The sequence below is a fragment of the Ruegeria sp. BA2 genome, assembly GCF_056539605.1.
This window is the reverse complement of the sequence record NZ_JBQFVE010000017.1, coordinates 34,613-54,582: the sequence shown is the minus strand read 5'-3', so window position 1 is coordinate 54,582 and position 19,970 is coordinate 34,613. Positions and strand designations below refer to the sequence as shown.

The window sequence follows — 19,970 nt, the reverse complement described above, 5'->3', positions numbered from 1 at the left end:
AATTGATTGCGCTCAGAGCCAGCTATCCACAGTTATCAACAAACCCTCCAAACTCAAATCAAGTGAAACAGCAACTAACCAACCAATCAGTGGACATTTCGAAGCTATCTCCGCAATCAGCTAGGCCAAACAACTCTGGATTTCGATAGCGTAGCTCGGATCTCATTCGACGGGCCGCGCCGCAGCACAACAGGCTTTGGCCAATGGCTTTTTGGGTCAGAAAAAATGTTCCAAATCAACAGGCTCTGGACAAACCGCACATCTTTTCCTATCGGTCTAATGATAGTTGCCTGCTGCTCAATTTCTCTTCGAAGGCTATCGCACCCTAATTTTGGCCAGACCCTTCACGTAAGCGCATCAAAGGCCTTTAGAATTGATCTTTTTGAGTATTGATCCAAATTGTCTGACACATTTGATTCAAGTTTTGACAATGGTGGTTCGGAAACAAAGCCGACAATCTCGTCACTGCTTTTGAGCGCTTTAACTGACCCATCTTGAATGAGATGAGAAAAGTAGTCGGCTCCTATGTCTGACCAAACTGCTGTTTTCAACCCCATCTCCAACGACCTGTAAATAATTGTCGATGCGTCTGTGATCAGCATATCCATCGGCGCCATGGCTTGGTGTTCTGTACAATCGCTAAATTCAAGTATTTCTTCGGCGCTTACATTAAGTACTTGCTGCGCCTCAGCCAAACGTTCGCGTCCTGAAGGATGCAAACGAAAATACCAAGCGACACTTGTCTTGGTGGCTTCATAAGCTTCCCTGACATGCGTCGGGATCAGCTCATTTTTTCCGTATTGGAGTGCCACGAGCACACGCGGCCTCTGATCCAGCGATTTTGGCGGTAAGCGAGGCGCTGATGCAGGATCCTGTAATGCGTCCTCCACAGCGCGCTTCGGATTTCCCCCGACAATCGCGCGGTGATAACTTGAGATCGTTGTCGAGATCCATCGCGCGTTATCCTCTGTCCAGCACCAAAAGACATCTGGCAATAGCTCGTATCCCTTCGCCGGAACGTGGGTCCAGTTTGCTGACAGTGGATGATCGGGATAAATTCCGCCATGTTGAACATCGACGACAGTCACCCCAAGATGACGTGCGGCAGCGCAGACATAGTTTACCCCTGTGTAACTGCTTAGAAACACTGTTTTTGGTCGAACTTTTTTGAGCAGTGCTGCATAGTAGACCATCGCACTAGCGTTCCGTTCGAGCCGATCCAGGACCACGAATTCGTTCAGCTGCAAAGCTGGTGCCAACCGTTCTATTACGGCGTTGGTTTCCCTTGTCTTTGCCAAGACCTTTTTTCGCGCCCTATAGTCCTGTTCGGTTTTTGGTTTTACCAGCGCAAATGGACGCGTGAGTTTTAGTTCAGGTTGTATTAGGGTCGGAACCAGAAACTGTTCAGCTGTGCCTCGAGGATCGTGCGTCGACAATGACAACTGAGATTTATTGTTATTGGCGATCCATCTAAGGCCGTCGGTAAGTGGCTGAAAGACAGTACCTCCAATTCTGCGATACTGGGCTTTGCGATTGAGATATAAAACTTCCGCCTTAGGGAAGTTTTCAAAAATTTCGCTTGGAAACTCTTCTAGCGAACCGTCCAGCCAGCGCATCTCGTGAACCGGGTTCCAAACTTGAAATACCCAATCGGACCAGAACTTCCAGCGGTTCTTGATCTTGGGCTTCTTAACTTCAAGCAGGTCACGTTCACCTGCAATAAATCCGTTTCTTCGCTTGGCGTTGATTTGGAAACGGAGAATTGGCCAATAGTTGAAGCCCTTGATCCGGCAGGTGGAAGGCTGGATCTCTTTTTCAATCTCATTCAGCAGCTTAACGAACTCGGTCCCTTCGGGGATAAAGCCAGTGCTTTTAGGTAGCGCTTCCTGTTGCAGTTGAGATGACGTCATTACTTAGATTACTTTTCAAGCAGGAACCACGTGATATTGTCCTGTGGAACCAACTGGTCACGTTTGTAGAAGAAACCGTAATCCACTAATTTCATATCGAAGCCATCGATCAGCTCACCCGCAAAATCGCGCTTGAACAGACGGTCTGCGTGACCCCGATAGGGAATTGCGACAGGATTTGGATCAAAGTACTCGGCTACAAGCACGTATCGATTGCTGTTTCTAACCAAATTCTCATATACGGTAGGCAGCTTATCAGGGTTGACATGAATAAGAACACCGGCTGTGAACGTCAGATCTGAGGGCGACAGCTCCAAGGGATCGGTGATTGTGCCCACACGCACCTCCGCCCCGTCTATTTTCTGCGCTTCCGCCGCCGCGGCCTCGTTGATCTCAACACCTTGCAATTTGATCCCAGCTCTGAGCTTGCTGAGCGCCAGAAGGTTCAATCCAATATTGCAACCCAATTCAGCCGCCGAATTTACCTGCGCGCAAGTTCTAAGCATCTGCGACCATGCGGCTATTTTAGGAACGAGCAGTCGTTCGGCTTGGTTGCGTCGAATGTATTCATTTCCGAATTCACCGGCCCAAAACGCTTCTTGCGGTGTCGAATATTGGCTGCTCTTCGTCACGCGACTCTCCTTAGGCAGTGGTAATCCTCAGTACGTGCAGGCGGGTTTGGTATGAGGCGCTGCCGAACTTGCCCACCGCATAGCGCGTTGCAACAGGGCTTAGCAAGGCAGTTCATGCGTTTCTCTAGGCGCATAAGTCGCGATTATGATCTGAGGATTGAGCTTTCAGTCACAACCAATCCGATACTCTCACGCAAACGGGAATTCTATGTGTTTTGACGCATTGCCGCACTAGTCGTTTAAAGTAGAGCACCGTAACTGATCATAGACCTGCCCGTTATAGAATGGGTGTTTTGTGCTGAGAGCTTCGCAAACCTGCCCATCGTCCTTAAAATCCACTGCGGCGAAGGTCTTTTGGAAGGCCCGCAAAGAGTCCTTTTCATTTAGCAGAACAGCTTCGTCCCCGAGCGAACCAGAAACCGCGCCAACGACGTCGAGTTCTAGCCCAGTCGGGAAAAATGAACGGAATATGAAATCTGTTCTTTCAACGTGATAATCTGATGTCACGACCACTAGGTCGCGAATACGCATGGGAATGACCGCATTCCGTCGCAAAAAGTAGGCGTCCCCAACAGTGTCACGCGAATTGGTGTCTACGACAATTTTGCTTGAGTCGATTGCGTGGATTGCCTGCAGTTCGTCGGCCATTACGGCCCCGATCATTCGAGGGCAATCCTTCCGATAGTTCCACCCGGTAGTGAGAAACAAATCGAAGGGGTTTTCACGATGCAATGCGACAGCCTGCTCAATCCGCGCCCGGGACTCTGAACCCAAATTTGCCTCCGCATCCATGTGATGCGCTAGAATTGCAACTGCTCTCATGTTCGTATTTGCTTCGGTGGCTTAAGATTTGACTAGTACATCTTCGGTGACGCGGTCACCTCGCTTAACGGCTTGGGATACTCGTTGCCCAATTACCTGTTCATAGAATTTCGGAGGCATCCCAAAGCCAGGCCGTATCCGCCTGATATGTTTGCTCGAGATCATCTCACCTGCAGCCAGATCTTCAACAAAATATAAAGAACGACGGAATATTTTGTTTGGCTGTTCCGCGGGTGATCTGGAAAAGTTGCCATCTCCCAGCGCAGAGAATGCCGCCCGTGTATCTTCCATCAATGAACGCATCTCATCTGGTTCAAGAGAAAATGTGCTGTCCACACCACCGTCTGCTCGTGAGAGCGTGAAGTGTTTCTCGATCAGCGTAGCGCCGGTCGAGGTTGCAACAACGCTCGCAAGGTTACCCATTGTATGATCGGATAGGCCCACTTCGACGTCAAACTCGCGTTTGAGCAATTTGATGGCACTAACGTTGGCTTGATCTAGCGGTGCCGGATAACTGCTTATGCAATGGAACAATGCGATTTCATTACAGCCATTTTGTCTGGCTGTTTCGATGGCCTCACCCACTTCAGATAGGACCGCCATGCCAGTCGACATCAGCATTGGTTTTCTTTGTTTGGCAATATATGCAATCAGCGGCAGGTCAACCAACTCGAATGAGGCAACCTTGTAAGCAGGTGCATCTAGGCTCGCGAGCAAATCTACGGCCGTTTCATCAAACGGAGAAGAGAACAGGGTTAGGCTCAATGACCGGGCATATTCGAAAATTCGTGCATGCCATTCAAACGGCGTATGTGCTTCACCGTAAAGATCATAAAGCGTGCGGCCTTTCCACAGTCCATCTTCGATCATGAAGTCCTTAGCCGTAGAATTGATCGTCATAGTATCTGGCGTATAGGTCTGAATCTTGACTGCATCGACACCGGCTTCCTTCGCGGCTTTGATGGTTTCCAAAGCACGATCAATCGATCCGTTGTGGTTAGCAGAGACTTCAGCGATCACATAAGGTGGATGTTCTGCACTGATCTGGCGGTCATTAATTGAGATGGTGTTAGGCATTTGGGATTCCGGTAATCTGACGCAATCGCTTTATTTCATCAACAATGATGGAATTCCAGCCAGCGAAGTCAGCGGGCAGGTCAGACAACTTGTGCTGAGTTCCTTCACCAACCTGTTCTTGCAAAGTCCAGTTGCCCGCTATGACCTCAGGAAGTCTCCGAATAAAGAGAGTCTCAATCTCTTTGATGAGCCTGTCATAAGTCTGAACGAAGGTAATCTCAGTTTCGGCGAACAAAACACGTTCTTGAAAAAGGATCGGGCCGGTATCGACACCCTCGTCAATCAAATGGATCGTCACTCCAGCAGGAGTCTCATCAAAGAAAGACCAGAAGTTGGGATGTGCGCCTCTGTTATAGGGCAGGTAAGAGATATGCAGATTGATAATTGGGCATCCGATGCTCTCAATCTGCGATTTTCGGATCAGGTGCCGGTAACCAAAGCTTATCACAAGATCATATTCTTTGTCAGGTATCCCGTCCTCTGAGTGATGGACTTCGCAACCGGCAGAAAGCAAGGCATCGATGAGCGTCGTGTGGCGCCTGCCATAGCCCAAAAAAAGAATGGTCCGTTTGATGGCGCCATTGGGCCTAAAGACTGTTGCGCTCGATGTTGGCTTCATAGATCATTTCATTATGCTAGATTTCACGGTGCATCGGCTGATCTCGGGCGCTGCTTTACCGCAGAATTCGCGGTTGGGATACTGCAAATGAAGAAGCTGGTGTAGGACTTTTTTTTATCCTATCACGTCTCAGGCACTGGACAAGTCGCTGGAATTATCAATATGGGGCGCTTCATTGTGAGAAAACGAGCAAGTTCATGCCATCCAGAACCGTGCGAACGACGCTAAGCGAAACCGTAGAACTGTATCCGGTGACAGTGGGTTGGCGATTTACCCGCATAGGAAATGTAAAAACGAAGTAATGCAAATGGCTAAAGGAATTAATTTATGTTGAACCAGTTTGACGGCAGCACCATTCTGGTTACCGGTGGTACAGGTTCTTTTGGCAACGCATTTGTGCCGATGACTCTAGCAAAGACAGACGTCGCAAAAATAATAATTTTTTCAAGAGATGAGATGAAGCAATGGGAGATGGCCCGCAAGTTCCAGGGTGATCCCCGTGTACGGTTTTTTATTGGCGATGTCCGGGATCGCGAGCGCTTGTACCGGGCCTTCGACTCGGTCGACTATGTCGTGCATGCAGCTGCCACAAAAATAGTGCCAACCGCGGAATACAACCCGTTTGAATGCATCAAGACAAACGTTAACGGTGCGATGAATGTCATCGACGCGGCAATCGATAAGCGGGTCAAAGGTGTTGTTGCGCTGTCGACAGACAAGGCGTCCAGTCCGATAAATCTGTATGGAGCGTCAAAACTGGCATCCGACAAATTGTTTGTCGCTGGAAATTCCTATTCCGGTAGCCACGTGACTCGGTTCTCAGTCGTTCGATACGGCAACGTTATGGGGTCTCGCGGATCAGTCATTCCATTCTTCATGAAGTTGCGTAACGAAAACTCTCTGCCAATCACCGATACAAGGATGACGCGGTTTATGATCACTCTGGATCAAGGCGTAGAGCTGGTTTGGCATGCGTTCGAGGACATGGTGGGTGGCGAGATATACGTCAAAAAGATCCCATCGATGAAAGTGACAGACATCGCGAATGTGATCGCACCGCACGCAGATACGGAAGTTGTTGGGATACGACCCGGCGAGAAAATTCACGAGCAAATGGTTGGCGCTGAAGACGCTCCCTTCACCTATGAATATGACGAACATTTCAAGATCCTGCCGTCACTGCACAACTGGTCACAGAGCGCGGACCGCATCAAAGACGGTGTTCGGGTCGCGGAGGATTTTGTGTATTCCAGCGATTTGAATACCGAATGGATGGAAAAGTCCGAACTTTCTAGCTGGATTGAACAAAACCGCGCCGAGTTAGAGAAACCCTTATGATCCCCTATGGGCGGCAGAATATAGACGAGGACGACATAGATGCTGTCGTCGAGGTTCTCAGGTCTGATTTTCTGACTCAAGGACCAGCCATTCCCGCCTTTGAGGCGGCAGTGGCCAAGAAGGTTGATGCGCAATATGTGTCTGCTGTGAATTCGGCGACATCGGCCTTGCACATTTCTGTTGCTGCACTGGGGCTTGGGCCCGGTGATATTCTGTGGACCTCGCCGGTAACGTTTGTCGCTTCAGCCAATTGCGCACGTTATTGTGGTGCCGATGTGGATTTTGTCGATATTAACCCCGACACCTTCAATATGTGCCCGAAAGCGCTTGAACAAAAGCTCATAGAAGCCGAGAAATCAGGATCGCTCCCAAAGATTATCGTGCCTGTACACATGTGCGGCCAATCTCCGGACATGAAGCAGATAAGTAAGCTTGCACGGGCTTATGGTATCAAGATCGTTGAAGACGCAAGCCACGCAATAGGCGCTTCATACGATGGCGCCCCGGTTGGATCGTCCCTGTATTCCGACATCACCGTGTTCAGCTTTCATCCGGTAAAGATTGTTACTTCTGGCGAAGGCGGCGTCGCGGTTACAAATGATCCTGAGATTGCATCCCGGATTGAGTTGTTGCGTAGCCATGGGATCACGCGCAACCCTGAGCTGATGACCGGCCCATCCGATGGTCCGTGGTACTATCAGCAGATAGAACTGGGCTGGAACTATCGTATTACGGACATTCAGGCCGCGCTCGGGCGCAGCCAGCTGACTCGTTTGGAACAATTTGTAGAAAGACGCAACGCGTTGGCAACGGCCTATGATCAGCTATTGGAGAACTCAGAAGTTGTCCTGCCTGGCCGTGATCCGCTAGCCCGATCATCGTTTCATCTATACGTAGTCCGGCTGCCTGAGGCTAACCCCAAGCGCCACAGATCAGTGTTCGAATCTCTGCGGGGGTCGGGCATAGGTGTGAACCTTCACTATATCCCGGTACACCTTCAGCCCTATTACAAACGACTTGGATTTGCTTCTGGCGATTTTCCGGCCTCGGAAGACTATTACCATCGCGCAATCAGCATACCGCTCTACCCGGACCTGACTGAAAATCAGCAAGAACATGTGGTGAAGTCGTTGGAAGTCGCGCTAGCGCTCTGATAGGAAGCACCGCAGATAAAGGAGATCAGCATGCCTTCAGTCAAGCTTGGAAATCGCCTCATTGGAGACGCACAGCCCATCTATTTGATGGCGGACTTGGGGTTGACCAATGGCGGAGACATTGGTCGCGCAAAGGAGCTGATTCACATCGCCGCCGACAGTGGCGTTGAGGCCGTAAAATTCCAAATGCTTGAGGCGGAAAAGCTGCTAGGTGATCATAGCATTGAATACACCTATCCCACGATGAAGGATGGGCCGCGAACAGAGAACATGCTGGAAATGTTCAAGGGCCTTGAATATTCAGACGATCAATGGGCCGAACTCAAACAAACGGCCGATAGCCGAGGCCTCGATATGGTCGTGACCTGCCACTATGAGGGCGGGGTCGAGCGTACAAACCGGCTGGATCTGATCACGAATAAAATCTGCACTTGGAGCCTCAGCCACCGCAGAATGATTGAGCAATTGGCGGCGAATGGCAAACCCCTTATTTTTGACACGGGCACCATAACGCGGGCTGATCTTATCGCGCTTGAAGATGTCTACAAAAAAGCTGGCGGCGGAGAACTGATCGTTCTTCACGATTTCCACACCGACGTTGAAGCAGAGATGAATTTTCGGGCAATGGAAGTGTATCGCCAACTAGGAATGGTTGCTGGTTATACTCCGCAAGGACGCAGCGATTGGTTGGATTTCATGAGCGTTGGTATGGGGGCAGCCATACTAGAGAAGCGACTAACAACCTCACGCGACATCCCTGCAAACGGACATTGGAAAGCACATGAGCCGGTAGAGTTTTCCGAGTGGGTCGAATGCATCCGTCGTTGTGAGCGAGCAATGGGCAATCCGGTTGTTGAACCCACGGCCCGAGATCAGCAAGATGCGAAGAAATACTATAAGTCCGCCTACTTAATTCGGGACGTAAAACAAGGTGATCCGATTCGACAGAGTGACTTTGTCTTTAAAAGACCGGGAACTGGCGTAAGCTCTTGGGCGTTAAGCGAGAGTTACCTAGGACGCCCTTACCAACGCGACTACAATTCGGGTGAAATGCTCGATCAGTTCTAGGCGCTGAACAGATGCTGAGTAAACACACACCAATTGCAATTATTCCTGCCCGTGGTGGTTCAAAAAGAATACCGCGTAAAAACATAGCGGATGTAAACGGAAAGCCTTTGTTGGCCTATCCTGTAGAGACTTGCTTGGCTTCTGGTCTGTTTTCAGAAGTGGTCGTGTCGACAGAAGATGACGAGATTGCCGATGTCGCACGCCAGTTTGGTGCAAGTATCGAAATGCGTCCCGCAGAGTTGGCAAAAGATACGGCTCCAGCATCGTTGGCGTGTAGAGATTTGTTGTTACACCGCTATGAGCCCGACAGCCGACCCAAGAATTTTTGTATGGTCTATCCGATGGCCATATTCCTCGAAGCGGCTGATTTGGTCGAGAGTATGCGCAAACTTGACGGCTGCGACGGAGTAATGGGAGTTTCGGACTTCTCGATCCATCCCTATAAAGCAATGATTGAAAAGGATGGCTATCTGGCTGCGCTCTGGCCCGATCTAAACCTAATGCAATCGCAACAATACCCTAGAACACTGGGATCCAACGGAACTTTCTATTGGGGAAAAACGAGCAGTTTTGTCGAGTCTCCGAATTTCTACCCTAAGCTTCTGAAATCTCATATTATCCCCCCTTGGAAGGCGATTGACATAGATACGCCGGATGATTTGGAACATGCACGTCGAGTGAAGCAACGAGAGCTTGATCAGAGTTGATGTCAATGTCATGAAAGCCTTGCAAGGCGAATTTGGATTTAACTCAGGTCTAGAGCCGCCCCCGATTGTCGGTGATCAGTGCAGCATGTTCCTTAATATCGTTCACTCTTCCTCTGGTGCTTTGAACAGATCCTTGCGCAGCGTCATTAGTGCCCCGGGATCAATTTTCGCCTGAATCACCATGGTTTTTTGGTTTGCGATGGCGGATTTCAGGGCATTCCCCAACTGCCCCGGGCCTTCGACCCAGATGCCATTTCCACCGCAGAGTTCCGCGAACTTGTCAAAGCGAGGGGATTGAATCTCTGCCCCCAAGAGCCGACCGCCGTAGAATTCCTGCTGATAAGCTTTCTCTGCGCCCCAGGCTTCGTTGTCGAGTACAATGATGGTAATTGGCAGTTTGTGCGATATGGCCGTTTGTATTTCGATCATCGTATATCCGATCGCACCATCGCCCATCACCGCGACGACTGGGCGTTCAGGGGCTGCAGCCTTCGCGCCAATAGCGGCGGCAAGGCCAAATCCCACGAGACCGAAATCCAGGGGTGTAATCAGCGATATCGGTGCATAGTGGGCCAGCCGGTCAGCCGCCTGCAGACAGGTGTTACCTGTGTCGAGCGTGACTATGGCGTCCTCGGGCAGTGCATCGCGGATTTCAGCGAGTGCACGGCGGGGGTGCATCGGAAGAGTTTCGATTGCTGCTTCCTCGGCCCGCTCAGCCCAGAGGCTTTCCATATCGGCCTTGAAACTGTCGCGCCACGGATCGCACTCGGGTTTTGACGCAGTTGCGGTCAGTGCTTCGGCAGTCAGGCGGGCATCGCCTTGTGCAGCGATCTCGGCAGGGAAATAGCGGCCCACGGCCGACCCTTCGATATCCACGTGCGCGATGCGGGTCTCGGATCCAACATAGTCATTGCTGTGGAACGTCGAGTTGAAGCCAAGACGTGCGCCCAGTACCACCATCACGTCCGCTTCGTGCGTCAACCGCGAAGCGACGCGATTGCCGCGTGGACCGGCCTGACCTGCAAACCAAGGGTGGCGATGGCGCATCACGTCGGCGTGGCCCGTCGAAGCGACCACGGGGATTTCCAGCGCCTCCACCATCGCAGTCAATGCCGCGCGGCCCGCACCCCACTTAAAGCCTCCGCCCGCAACGATAACGGGACGCTTGGCATCGGCCAGCAATTTTGAAATGGCGGCGATATCTTCGGTGGACGCAGGTCCGGGGCGTGCGATGTTCAGAGGCTTTGGATCAATATCCGGGACATTGGCCGCAAAGAGGTCGCGCGGGACATGCAGCACCACAGGGCCACGTCGCCCGGAATTGGCCAGCCGGATCGCATCTTCCAGCATTGGGGCCAGCCGGGTTGGATCGGTAACCATGACTGATCGTTTTGAGATCGGGGCAAAAAGGGCGACCTGATCAACCTCCTGAAATGTATCCTTGGCCTGGTCCGCGCGGGTTATAGCACCAGCGATTACGACAAGAGGAGAATAAGCCAATTGCGCTTCAGCCACTGCAGTTACAATGTTCACCACACCCGGACCGGCCTGTGCGCCCAGGACGACACCCGGCTTACCCGTCGTCCGCGCCCAAGCGTCAGCCATATGACCTGCAGCGCGTTCATCACGCGCGCCGACATAGGCAATCTCACCGCCCTTGTACATCGCATCATAAAGTTCGAGCATTGAGCCGCCCAAAAGGCCAAACACCGTGTCGATGCCGTTGGCTTTCAAAACGCGATAAACGGCTTCACCGCCATTGATCGTGATCATATCTGTCCTCCTGAAAGCGAAATCGCACGAAACGGCTTAGCGCAAATTGAGTTTGTCTGTTCTGAAGCAGCAACGGGGCTGCAAGTTCGGTCCAAACATTCGGCCTGAAAGAAGATCACACCGAAGTTTTTTGCAAGAAACGATCCCGACGATATGGCATCGACATACCGCGCAATGATACCTGCATGTTGGTTTAGGAATTTGTTTTCTGCGGTCACTTAGACCTCCGATCTTGGATGCAGATTCTGCGGATCGAAAAGAGCGTCGGGATGCACAGTTGTCGCAATCTCTTGATTGAGAATTTGCACCTTTAGGCCGTCATGTGGCGTGCCCTTGCGAACAAATAGCCAACCCAGCGATTTGCCGATGCTGTAACCATATCCACCCGAGGTCGTCAGGCCGACCGGCTTACCATTCCACAGCACAGGTTCGCCTCCATGAATGTCGATGTCATCGGCATGCAATTCGGCATAAAGCAGTTCCCACGTCGGATCGCGATCCTTCAGCGCCGCGCGGCCCACAAAGTCTCGGTTTTCAGTCACTACGAAACGCTCTAGGCCAACGTCGAAAGGGCCCACATCCGTGGTCAACTCGCCACTTGCTCGATAGGCTTTTTCCATGCGCAACCCGTTGAAGGCATAACTGCCCAGGTCGACCAACCCATGCTTCTCGCCAACATCGAAAAGCGCATCGTAAATCGATCCGATCTGCTCTAAAGGAGCATGCAACTCCCAACCGAGTTCTCCGACAAACGAAACCCGCAGCATGTAGCAAGACACGCCAGCAACCTTGACTTCTTGTCCAGAGAGCCACGGGAAATTGGCGTTCGAAAGGTCAACTTCCGTCAACTCGGCCATGATCTTGCGTGAGGCGGGGCCAGACAACGCAAGCATTCCCCAATCCTGCGAGCGGTTAACCATGTGAACGTCTTCACCATCGCGGATGTAGCTTTTGATCCAGTCAAAATCCGGATTGGCGCGTGCAATGGGTGAGCCGGTGAAGAACCGGTCTTTAGCAATGCGCCAGATTGTGATCTCGGTCTCGAACCGGCCTTGTTCGGTCAGCAGGTGGTTCAGGCTCATCCGCCCGTCCCGCGCCGGGATCTTGTTGGCGGAAATCCGGTCCAGCAATGCACCCGCATCCTTGCCCGTGATCTCGAACTGAGCAAATGCACACAGGTCAATCACACCCGCAGCTTCACGCGTCGCTTTAGCTTCGCGCATTGCGTTCTCGTGCCAAATCTGGTGGCCCCAGCCAATCTGTTCCACTTCGCCTACCGCACCAAAATAACGCGGGCGTTCCCAACCTGCGATCTCGCCAAAGACCGCACCCTTCGCGGCGAGACGGTCATACAGCGGGTGGCGTTTGAGTGGACGCAGGCTTTGAAACTGCTTGCCTGGGCACGGGGTATCATGACGGCGCATGAACTCGTCTTTGGTGCGCTCGACGATGAAATGATCGGTTGCAAATTGTCCATAGCGGCGTGGGTCAAAGCTGCGCGTATTGATCGGGGCTTCGCCATGAACCATCCAGTCGGCCAGCACTTTGCCTGCACCACCGCCCCAGGCCAACCCGATCGATGATCCGCAAGACAGCCAGACGTTCGGCGCACCGGATGGACCCACTAACATACCGCCATCAGGCGTGTGGGTGATAGCACCCCGCACAACGCGTTTGATGCCCAGTTCAGCTAGGATTGGCATCTTGTCCAAGGCAACCATCAGGAATTCACCGATGGAATCGTAGTCCGCTTCGAAAAGCTCATTCTCCGCCACCCAAGGCGCGCCTTCGGGCATCTGCCAGACTGTGGGGCAGACATGGCCCTCATAAATGCCGATTAGCCCGGATTTTTGTTCCTGCCGGATGTAGCCACCAAACGCGTTGTCGCGCATCACTGGAAGCTCGGGGCGGTCGAGAAACTCCTTCACCGTGTCAGTAACAAGGTAATGGTGCAGACAGCTGACAGATGGGATTGTCAGCCCAAACCACGCGCCCACCTGATTGGCGTAAGAACCTGCGGCAATAACCACATGTTCGGCCAGCACATCGCCCTTTTCGGTCCGCAATAGCCACATGTCTCCCTTGCGGCTAGCTCCCAACACCTGGTTGTGCCGTTCGATCTTGGCACCGCGTGCGCGCGTGGCGGCGGCCAGTGCCATTGTCACGCTAGAAGGGTCGATATGCCCATCTTCAAAGGTCTGGATTGCCGCCTTAACGTCATCGACCTTGTAAAAGGGGTTACCTTTGGCCACAGCCTCGGGGCCGCCAAGTTCCATGGGCAAGTCGAGCAACTTACCTACGCCCATGATCGACTTCATCCAATCGACCTCGTCGTCGGTTGTGGCGATGCGAAATCCGCCCACCTCGTGCCAGCCGATGCTTTGGCCTGTTTCCTGTTCGACCTTCTTGTAGGTCTCGATCGAGGTCTTGTTGACCCAGCCCATAACCCGGCTGCCAACCGCATGAGCAATCTGCCCGGCTGCATGCCATGTCGAGCCGCTGGTGAGTTCCGCTTTTTCAAACAGGATCGTGTCAGTCCAGCCATTTTCGGCAAGCTGGTACTGCGCGGCGACGCCCATTATCCCGCCGCCAATGATAGCAACGCGCGTGGTGCGAAGCGTGTCTGACATCAGAACGCCTCCTTCACTGGTTTGAGAGAGGCGCTTGCGGTGAACCGTTGGCAGGCAATTTCAACCTCGAAGCCCGATACCACGTCTTCGGACGCCAGCCTATCCAACGGCGCATTGATCATCGCAAGCGCGACCGAACGGCCAAAACGATAGCTCCACGCCGCCGAGGTGATCTGTCCAACAACTTTACCATCATAGTAGATCGGTTCGTCATGGATCGGGATCGCGTCCGGTTCGTCGAACAGTAGCGACACGATATGCCGCTCGGGTACATGATCTTTCAAAGCATCTTCACCAACGAAACCAGTGCCCATGGCGCAGAACGCACCCAGCCCGGCCTCGTGCGGCGTGGTCCCTGGGGTCAGTTCGTGGCCAAAGGCACGGAAACCGCTTTCGATGCGTAATGAGCTGCTGGCGAAAAGCCCGGCATGTGTCGCACCGGCGACGACCAAAGCCTCATGTGCAGCCATGGCCATGTCGGCGGGGACATAAAGCTCGAAGCCGGCTTCGCCAGAAAAGCTCAGCCGACCGGCCCAACCGCGAGCGAGGCCGATCTCGACAGATGCAAAAGAAAATCGCCCAAGCGGAGGAAGGGTGGTGTTGCTGGTGGCCTGAAGCACCTCGTGCGCTTTGGCACCTGCCAACCCTATGATCGCGTAGGCGCTGGTAACATCAGTGATTTCTACACGGAGATCGCCCTTTGTTTCGCGCATCCGCTTCATATCGCGTACGATCTCTCCGGCCCCCACGATCATCAGATAAGTTTCAGGCCCGTGGCGCTGCACAGTCAGGTCGCTTTCGATTCCACCGCGCGCGTTCAGGATTTGCGTATACGCGATGCGCCCTTCATTGATGTTCATTTGGGCGGCGCACAAGTGATTGAGGAAGGCACAGGCATCTGGACCTTGCACCATGATCTTGCCGAAGGCCGATTGGTCCAGGATTGCCGCACCGGTGCGGCAAGCCGCAACTTCAAGCCCCACCTGATCACGCCAAGCCGGTACACCAAAGCTGAGAGGCAGATGCGCAGCATTTCCGCCGAAATGCACAGCCCGCTCCCAACCGCCTCTTGCTTCGAATTGCGCGCCTGCCTCCATCAGTCCTGCATGAATGGGCGAACGCCGCTGCCCCCTTGCCGTCTCCATCGTCCGACCCGGATAGGGGTTATCATAGTGGCGGCCCAACATTTCCGGGATGCGCGCCTCCAATGCGCCAAGCACGTTCATTTCAGGGCTGAAACGCCGGATATCGGCCTCGTTTAGCTCCATTGTTGGTTCGCCTGCGATGATCCATTCAGCCATCGCTTTGCCTGCGCCACCTGCCAACGCGATGCCGGTCGAGTTCATTCCCCCCATCAAAAACAACCCCGGCACTTCAGGGCTTTCACCCAGCATGAACTGGCTGTCGAGCGTAAAGCTCTCGGGCCCGTTGAGCAGCATCCTAACCTCTGCCTTTTCAAGCGCCGGAATGCGCCGCAGGGCATTTTCCATCATGGGCATGAAGTGATCCCAGTCCTCGTCCAGCAGATCGAACGAAAAATCTGAAGGCAGGTCCTTGGTCGAAATCCCTTTTGCGTGGGGTTCGAACGAGCCGACCAACAGCCCTTCGACATCGTCACGGGCATAAAGATAAGCGTCCTGGTCATTCAATGTGGGCAGGTGCGCGCCCTTGCCCAAAGCCTGCACCTCGACCAGCGGTTTGGTCAGGATGTAGAAATGTTCACAGGCATAAAGCGGCATGTGTGCACCCGCCATCGCGGCCACCTCGCGCGACCAGAGGCCGCTCGCAATCACCACTTCGTCCGCTTCGATCTTGTGGTCGCCGATCTCGACACCCGAGATACGTCCGCCCTTTTTTTGAAGACCCGTGACACGCGCATCTTCGACTATCTTCACACCACGCGCACGGGCCCCCTTTGACAGCGCCAGCGCCGCGTCTGACGGGTTCAAGCGACCGTCGGCAGGAGACCAGACCGCACCGATGACATCGTTCACCTCAATCAGCGGCCAAAGCTCTTTCGCGCGGGTGGCATCAACAACTTCTGCCTCAAGCCCAAATGCCCGGCCAAGCGAAACCTGACGCTTGATATTGGTCAAACGGTCCGGATTCGTAGCCAGAGTTAGCGAACCAGTCTGCGTCCAGCCCGTGGCCTGCCCTGTCTCGGATTCCAGTTCGCCATAAAGGTCGATTGAATAGTTTATGAGTTTCGTCAGCGTCGCCGAGGGCCGCAGACGCCGGACCAGACCGGCTGCATGCCAAGTGGTTCCGGACGTCAGCTTGGAGCGTTCCAGCAGCACGATATCCTTCCGCCCTTCGCGCGCTAAATGATAGGCAATCGAGCAGCCGATCACACCACCGCCAATGATCACGGTGCGTGCGTGTGTGGGAAGGTTCATTGCAGCACCCCGTTTTGCACCATTTCTGCCAGTGTCGCGCGGAAAGCCTCCAAAGCCTCGTCAATCAGGTCAGGTGTATGAGCAGCTGAGGTGAGACCCGAAGTATAGGACATGATGTCTACCCCACGCGCGAGCATCCCGTTACGATAGGCCTTGACGGTTGACTTCGGTAATCCGCGGATCTCTGCTGGGGTAAGCCCGTCGACGCAATCGTGGCCAAAGTGGAGGTGGAAGATTGAGGCATCGCCATAGGCCACGCCAGTTACACCCTGCTCTGCCAGCGCTGCATTCATGCCAATGCGCATTCGACTGGCCATCGCGTCGGCCTGCGCTTGCGCCTCACCCGTCGCCAGTAGTGGCATTGCCGCACAGGCCCCTGCTGCAATAAGAGGCGAGGCATTGAAAGTCCCTTTATGACTAACCGCTGGCGCCAGCCCGTTTTGCATTGTGGCGTTGTTCATCAACTCCATGATTTCAGCACGCCCGCAAACGGCACCACCGGGCAGACCTCCGGTGACGATCTTGGCAAGCGTCGTTAGATCCGGGATGATCCCGTCCCGCGCCTGCCGCCCGCCGGGGGACCAGCGGAATCCGCTAATAATTTCGTCGAAGATCAAGACAACGCCTGCTGTGCGAGCCACGTCATGTAGAGCTTTAAGTGTCGCTGACTCCATAGGCACACACCCATAGTTTGCACCCGATGCCTCAATGATAATGGTACCGATCCGTTCATCCTCCAGCGCCGCAGCCATGGAAAATGGATCCGCAGTGCAAACGTGAATCAAATCGTTGATTGCACTAGGGATGCCAAGTGACGTGACCTGCTCATCCCCGGCTTTCGCCCCTTTGAGCGCGTGGTCATGCCAGCCATGGTAGTGGCCATCGACCCGCAAAACATGATCTTTGCCCGAATATGCGCGCGCCAGCCGCAGGGCAAGCATGGTCGCTTCGCTACCCGAAGCAGTAAAGCGCGTACGCTCGGCCGAAGGATAGAGCCGGTTCACCCATTCCGCCCACTCTGTTTCAAGAACATGGCAATCGGCGCAAAAAATCACGCGTTCTGCCTGACGCTGCAGCGCCTCGACGATGACCGGATGTCCGTGGCCTAACATCTGACTGGCACTGCCCATCTTGAAATCGATGTACCGCCGCCCCTCAACATCCCATTTCTCGGCACCCTTCGCGTGGTCGATAAAAATCGGGTTTGGCGCACGATAACGCAACTCGTGGCTAACCCCACCGGGGAGTGCTGCACGGGCTTGTTCGCTTAGGCGGAGATTGCTCATGTTGACCGTCCTGATCCGGCCTTTGTCAGACGGATATCAAAGTTAGCGCGCAAATCGTTATCCAATGAATCAGAGATATGTTTCGGAAAGTGAGTGCGCAGAATCTCACGAGTTTTCTCGCGCGCGACATCTCCGATGGGCTGGGAACCATCTTCCTCCCATTCGCGAGGCGTCCGGCGATCACCGATCTCGGGATAAAAGTAATCTGATTTCATGCGTCCAAAAGTGTGATGCTCGCCCAGATAGTGCCCCGGCCCCTCGCAAACTGACTTGATGACATCTGCAGCGATGTTCTCTGGTGTGGCCTCAATACCGCGAATGGTGCGCAGGATATTTCCCAGCAGATCGTTGTCACTGACATAGGCGGCGTGGCTGACACCTAGGAGGCTTGACATCATACCTGCAGCCTGTGTGACGATGTTGGACCCAGCATGGGCGGCCATCGCCACAGCAAGGGATTTCTCTGCCCCATATTGCGCATCGAGACACTTGGAATCGGTGATCCCGGCAATCGAACTGGTCGGCAGATCCCAATGCCGACCCATCTGCGCCGCACCTGCCATCAGGATCGCCTGCTCGCCACCACCCCCACTCATGGAGCCGGTGCGCAAATCCGCGACCAGCGGCTTGGGTGCGAAAATTGCTTTGACATCCGGTGCAACCAGCTGTGCATAGACCAATCCCGCCAACGTCTCGGCCACGGCCTGCACAAGCGATCCGGCGACTGTGGCGGGGCTGGTCGCACCGGCCTGACCTGCGCTAATAAGTTGAACGGGAAACCCTGCCAAGATCGCGCGCTCAAGTACCTCGCAAGCTTCTTCGGCGAAGCGCATGGGTGGTACCACATGACACACCATCACTGTTAGAAAAGGCCTAGCGCGAAAAGCTTCTTCGCTTCCAGCAATGGAATAGCAAAGGTCTGCAATGGCATGCACATTCTGCGGCTCGGTGATCGAGATCGAGACATGTTTGGAAGTCCCGGCAAGACAGGCATAAGCCGTGTTGAGGTCCATCACCGCGTTGTCTTCAATATCACGTGCAACAACCGAGCGGCTAAAATGATGAATATTGTCCATTACATCCACAATGCGGGCAGCATCGTAGAGATCTTGCAAGGTACTGTCGCGATAAGCATGCGTTTCTAGATCGAAAACACCGGGGGCTGCGCCGCCCGTGGACATATGAACTCGGGGGCCCTCGATCTTCAGGTCCCGTTCGGATGTTTGGCCACAAAGTGTAAATCCGCGTTGAGCCTCATCAATCGCCCGCCTCACGAGCGTCTCGGGGAAGAGTAATCTTCCTGCCTTGGTGTAGGAGCCGCCGGCCTTGGTGACTTTTTCGATCATCGAAGGAGTAGCTTGGCTCAGGCCAAGCGTCTCCAAAAGCGAAAACGCCGCGCCCTCAACCAGTTGCACGTCCTTGGGCGACAGTGGCCTGAGACTCCCTCCAACCACACCTGGCCAGACGGGGCGCTCCACCTCGTCCTGTGCAGGTTGCTTTAATCGGTCTTTACGACCTCTGCGGCGGCGGGCTTCAACCATGAACTCATGAGTATTGTATTTCGCTAACCTAACCATTGCAGCCAAATGCGCTGTTTACAAAGGCACCTTTCTCATCAATAGATGAGTAAAACTTATGAGTACTCACCGTGAGACCTTCGTTACCAGCTCTGCGTGCCTTTGACGCTGCCGCTCGGCATGGCAGTTTTCGTGCGGCTTCTGAACATTTGTCGGTGACAGCGACCGCGATCAGCCACCATGTCCGCGGTCTCGAGGATCAGTTGGGCACGAAACTATTCGTGCGCAGTGGACGAGATGTCATCCTAACTGAGAGCGGTGCAAGATTGGCAGAGGCCACCGGCCAGGCATTTGGAATACTTGATGACGCCGTCCGAACGCTCCATCGCGATACGCGCAAAGTGGTTCGTCTGGCTGTAGGTCCGATTTTTACAGCACGTTGGTTGATGCCGCGAATGAGCGAATTCTGGCAGGCTCACCCAAAAATTGAGCTTGAATTTCTCCCATCCTTTGAGCCGGGCGCTTACGCCAGCGAAACCGTCGATATCGTCATCCGCTGGGACCGCATTGAAGGATCCGATCCCAAGGCGATCAAGCTGCTCGAACTCAGCCCGGCAGCCATTGCTTCCAAAGCTTTCATCGAAGCTCATCCGCCCATCAACCATCCAAACGATCTGAGGCATTTACCCCTGCTCCATCAGAGAAATCACTGGGGTTGGCTAGATTGGTTTGCCGCGATGAATGTCGTGCTCGATTCGCCACTAAGGGGCCCGATTTTTCAGGACGCCAATACCTTGCTCAGAGGCGCTGCCGATGGGCAAGGCATTGTGATCGGCTGGCTACCTCTTATCGACCAGGATCTTGCAGAAGGTCGCGTAGTCCGCCTGTTTGATGAAAGCATCTCACCAACCCATGGATATTTTGTAGAAACACGCGGTGGCCATACGCGGCGATCCGAGGTGCTTCGAGTCATTGATTGGCTGGCAGGCGATGTATAAGGCGTTGGCTCATCATGGCCGTGTATTCAATCGTTTGAAATGA

The 19,970-nt window shown here is 53.7% G+C and carries 15 protein-coding genes; 5 read left to right on the top strand and 10 right to left on the bottom strand.

All coding sequences use genetic code 11. The annotated features are described in order from the left end of the window. Positions 1-344: 344 nt before the first annotated feature. From ACR0NN_RS22725 to ACR0NN_RS22705, 5 genes are all read right to left on the bottom strand, one after another. Entirely contained in the window at positions 345-1,910 is a 1,566-nt protein-coding gene (locus ACR0NN_RS22725; RefSeq protein WP_170721712.1) for a hypothetical protein, read from the bottom strand. Positions 1,911-1,918: 8 nt separating this feature from the next. Beyond that, a complete protein-coding gene (locus ACR0NN_RS22720; RefSeq protein ID WP_170721713.1) occupies positions 1,919-2,542 on the bottom strand; it encodes a pseudaminic acid biosynthesis-associated methylase in 624 nt (207 codons plus the stop codon). A 231-nt stretch (positions 2,543-2,773) separates the two neighbouring features. Further along, the gene (locus ACR0NN_RS22715) at positions 2,774-3,334 is read right to left on the bottom strand and encodes a YdcF family protein (protein ID WP_170721716.1); all 561 of its coding nucleotides are present in this window, start codon (positions 3,332-3,334) and stop codon (positions 2,774-2,776) included. Between the two features lie 51 nt (positions 3,335-3,385). Further along, positions 3,386-4,441 (bottom strand): pseudaminic acid synthase, encoded by a 1,056-nt coding sequence (gene pseI / locus ACR0NN_RS22710; protein ID WP_170721718.1) that lies wholly within the window; start codon positions 4,439-4,441, stop codon positions 3,386-3,388. Further along, the gene (locus ACR0NN_RS22705; protein WP_170721720.1) at positions 4,434-5,060 is read right to left on the bottom strand and encodes a formyltransferase family protein; all 627 of its coding nucleotides are present in this window, start codon (positions 5,058-5,060) and stop codon (positions 4,434-4,436) included. Before ACR0NN_RS22705 ends, pseI begins: the two co-directional genes overlap by 8 nt. A gap of 327 nt (positions 5,061-5,387) precedes the next feature. Here ACR0NN_RS22705 and pseB point away from each other — a divergent pair, with 327 nt between their 5' ends. The 4 genes from pseB to ACR0NN_RS22685 all read left to right on the top strand — a co-directional run bounded on the left by pseB (position 5,388) and on the right by ACR0NN_RS22685 (position 9,327). Then, positions 5,388-6,398 carry a UDP-N-acetylglucosamine 4,6-dehydratase (inverting) gene (gene pseB / locus ACR0NN_RS22700; RefSeq protein WP_170721722.1) on the top strand — a complete coding sequence of 337 codons (1,011 nt, stop codon included), beginning with the start codon at positions 5,388-5,390 and terminating at the stop codon, positions 6,396-6,398. Beyond that, entirely contained in the window at positions 6,395-7,552 is a 1,158-nt protein-coding gene (pseC, locus tag ACR0NN_RS22695; protein WP_170721724.1) for a UDP-4-amino-4,6-dideoxy-N-acetyl-beta-L-altrosamine transaminase, read from the top strand. Before pseB ends, pseC begins: the two co-directional genes overlap by 4 nt. A 96-nt stretch (positions 7,553-7,648) precedes the next feature. Then, the gene (locus ACR0NN_RS22690) at positions 7,649-8,620 is read left to right on the top strand and encodes an N-acetylneuraminate synthase family protein (protein ID WP_480685602.1); all 972 of its coding nucleotides are present in this window, start codon (positions 7,649-7,651) and stop codon (positions 8,618-8,620) included. Between the two features lie 11 nt (positions 8,621-8,631). Beyond that, on the top strand, positions 8,632-9,327 hold the full coding sequence (locus ACR0NN_RS22685) for an acylneuraminate cytidylyltransferase family protein (RefSeq protein ID WP_170721728.1): 696 nt from the start codon (positions 8,632-8,634) through the stop codon (positions 9,325-9,327). Between the two features lie 102 nt (positions 9,328-9,429). Here the strand turns inward: ACR0NN_RS22685 and ACR0NN_RS22680 are convergent, their stop codons facing one another. The 5 genes from ACR0NN_RS22680 to ACR0NN_RS22660 form a co-directional block, all read right to left on the bottom strand. Beyond that, the gene (locus tag ACR0NN_RS22680; protein ID WP_170721730.1) at positions 9,430-11,100 is read right to left on the bottom strand and encodes a thiamine pyrophosphate-binding protein; all 1,671 of its coding nucleotides are present in this window, start codon (positions 11,098-11,100) and stop codon (positions 9,430-9,432) included. Between the two features lie 218 nt (positions 11,101-11,318). Further along, the gene (locus ACR0NN_RS22675; RefSeq protein ID WP_170721732.1) at positions 11,319-13,730 is read right to left on the bottom strand and encodes a GcvT family protein; all 2,412 of its coding nucleotides are present in this window, start codon (positions 13,728-13,730) and stop codon (positions 11,319-11,321) included. Then, positions 13,730-16,126, bottom strand: coding sequence for a GcvT family protein (locus tag ACR0NN_RS22670; RefSeq protein WP_480685599.1), 2,397 nt, complete (start codon positions 16,124-16,126; stop codon positions 13,730-13,732). The genes ACR0NN_RS22675 and ACR0NN_RS22670 overlap by 1 nt, the downstream gene beginning before the upstream one ends. Continuing rightward, positions 16,123-17,412: an aminotransferase class III-fold pyridoxal phosphate-dependent enzyme gene (locus ACR0NN_RS22665; RefSeq protein ID WP_170721736.1), complete on the bottom strand. Its 1,290-nt coding sequence runs from the start codon at positions 17,410-17,412 to the stop codon at positions 16,123-16,125. The genes ACR0NN_RS22670 and ACR0NN_RS22665 overlap by 4 nt, the downstream gene beginning before the upstream one ends. Next, positions 17,409-18,953, bottom strand: a complete 1,545-nt coding sequence (locus ACR0NN_RS22660) for a trimethylamine methyltransferase family protein (protein ID WP_170721740.1) — start codon at positions 18,951-18,953, stop codon at positions 17,409-17,411. The genes ACR0NN_RS22665 and ACR0NN_RS22660 overlap by 4 nt, the downstream gene beginning before the upstream one ends. A gap of 107 nt (positions 18,954-19,060) precedes the next feature. Here ACR0NN_RS22660 and ACR0NN_RS22655 point away from each other — a divergent pair, with 107 nt between their 5' ends. Next, positions 19,061-19,927: a LysR substrate-binding domain-containing protein gene (locus ACR0NN_RS22655; protein ID WP_170721743.1), complete on the top strand. Its 867-nt coding sequence runs from the start codon at positions 19,061-19,063 to the stop codon at positions 19,925-19,927. Positions 19,928-19,970 lie beyond the last annotated feature (43 nt).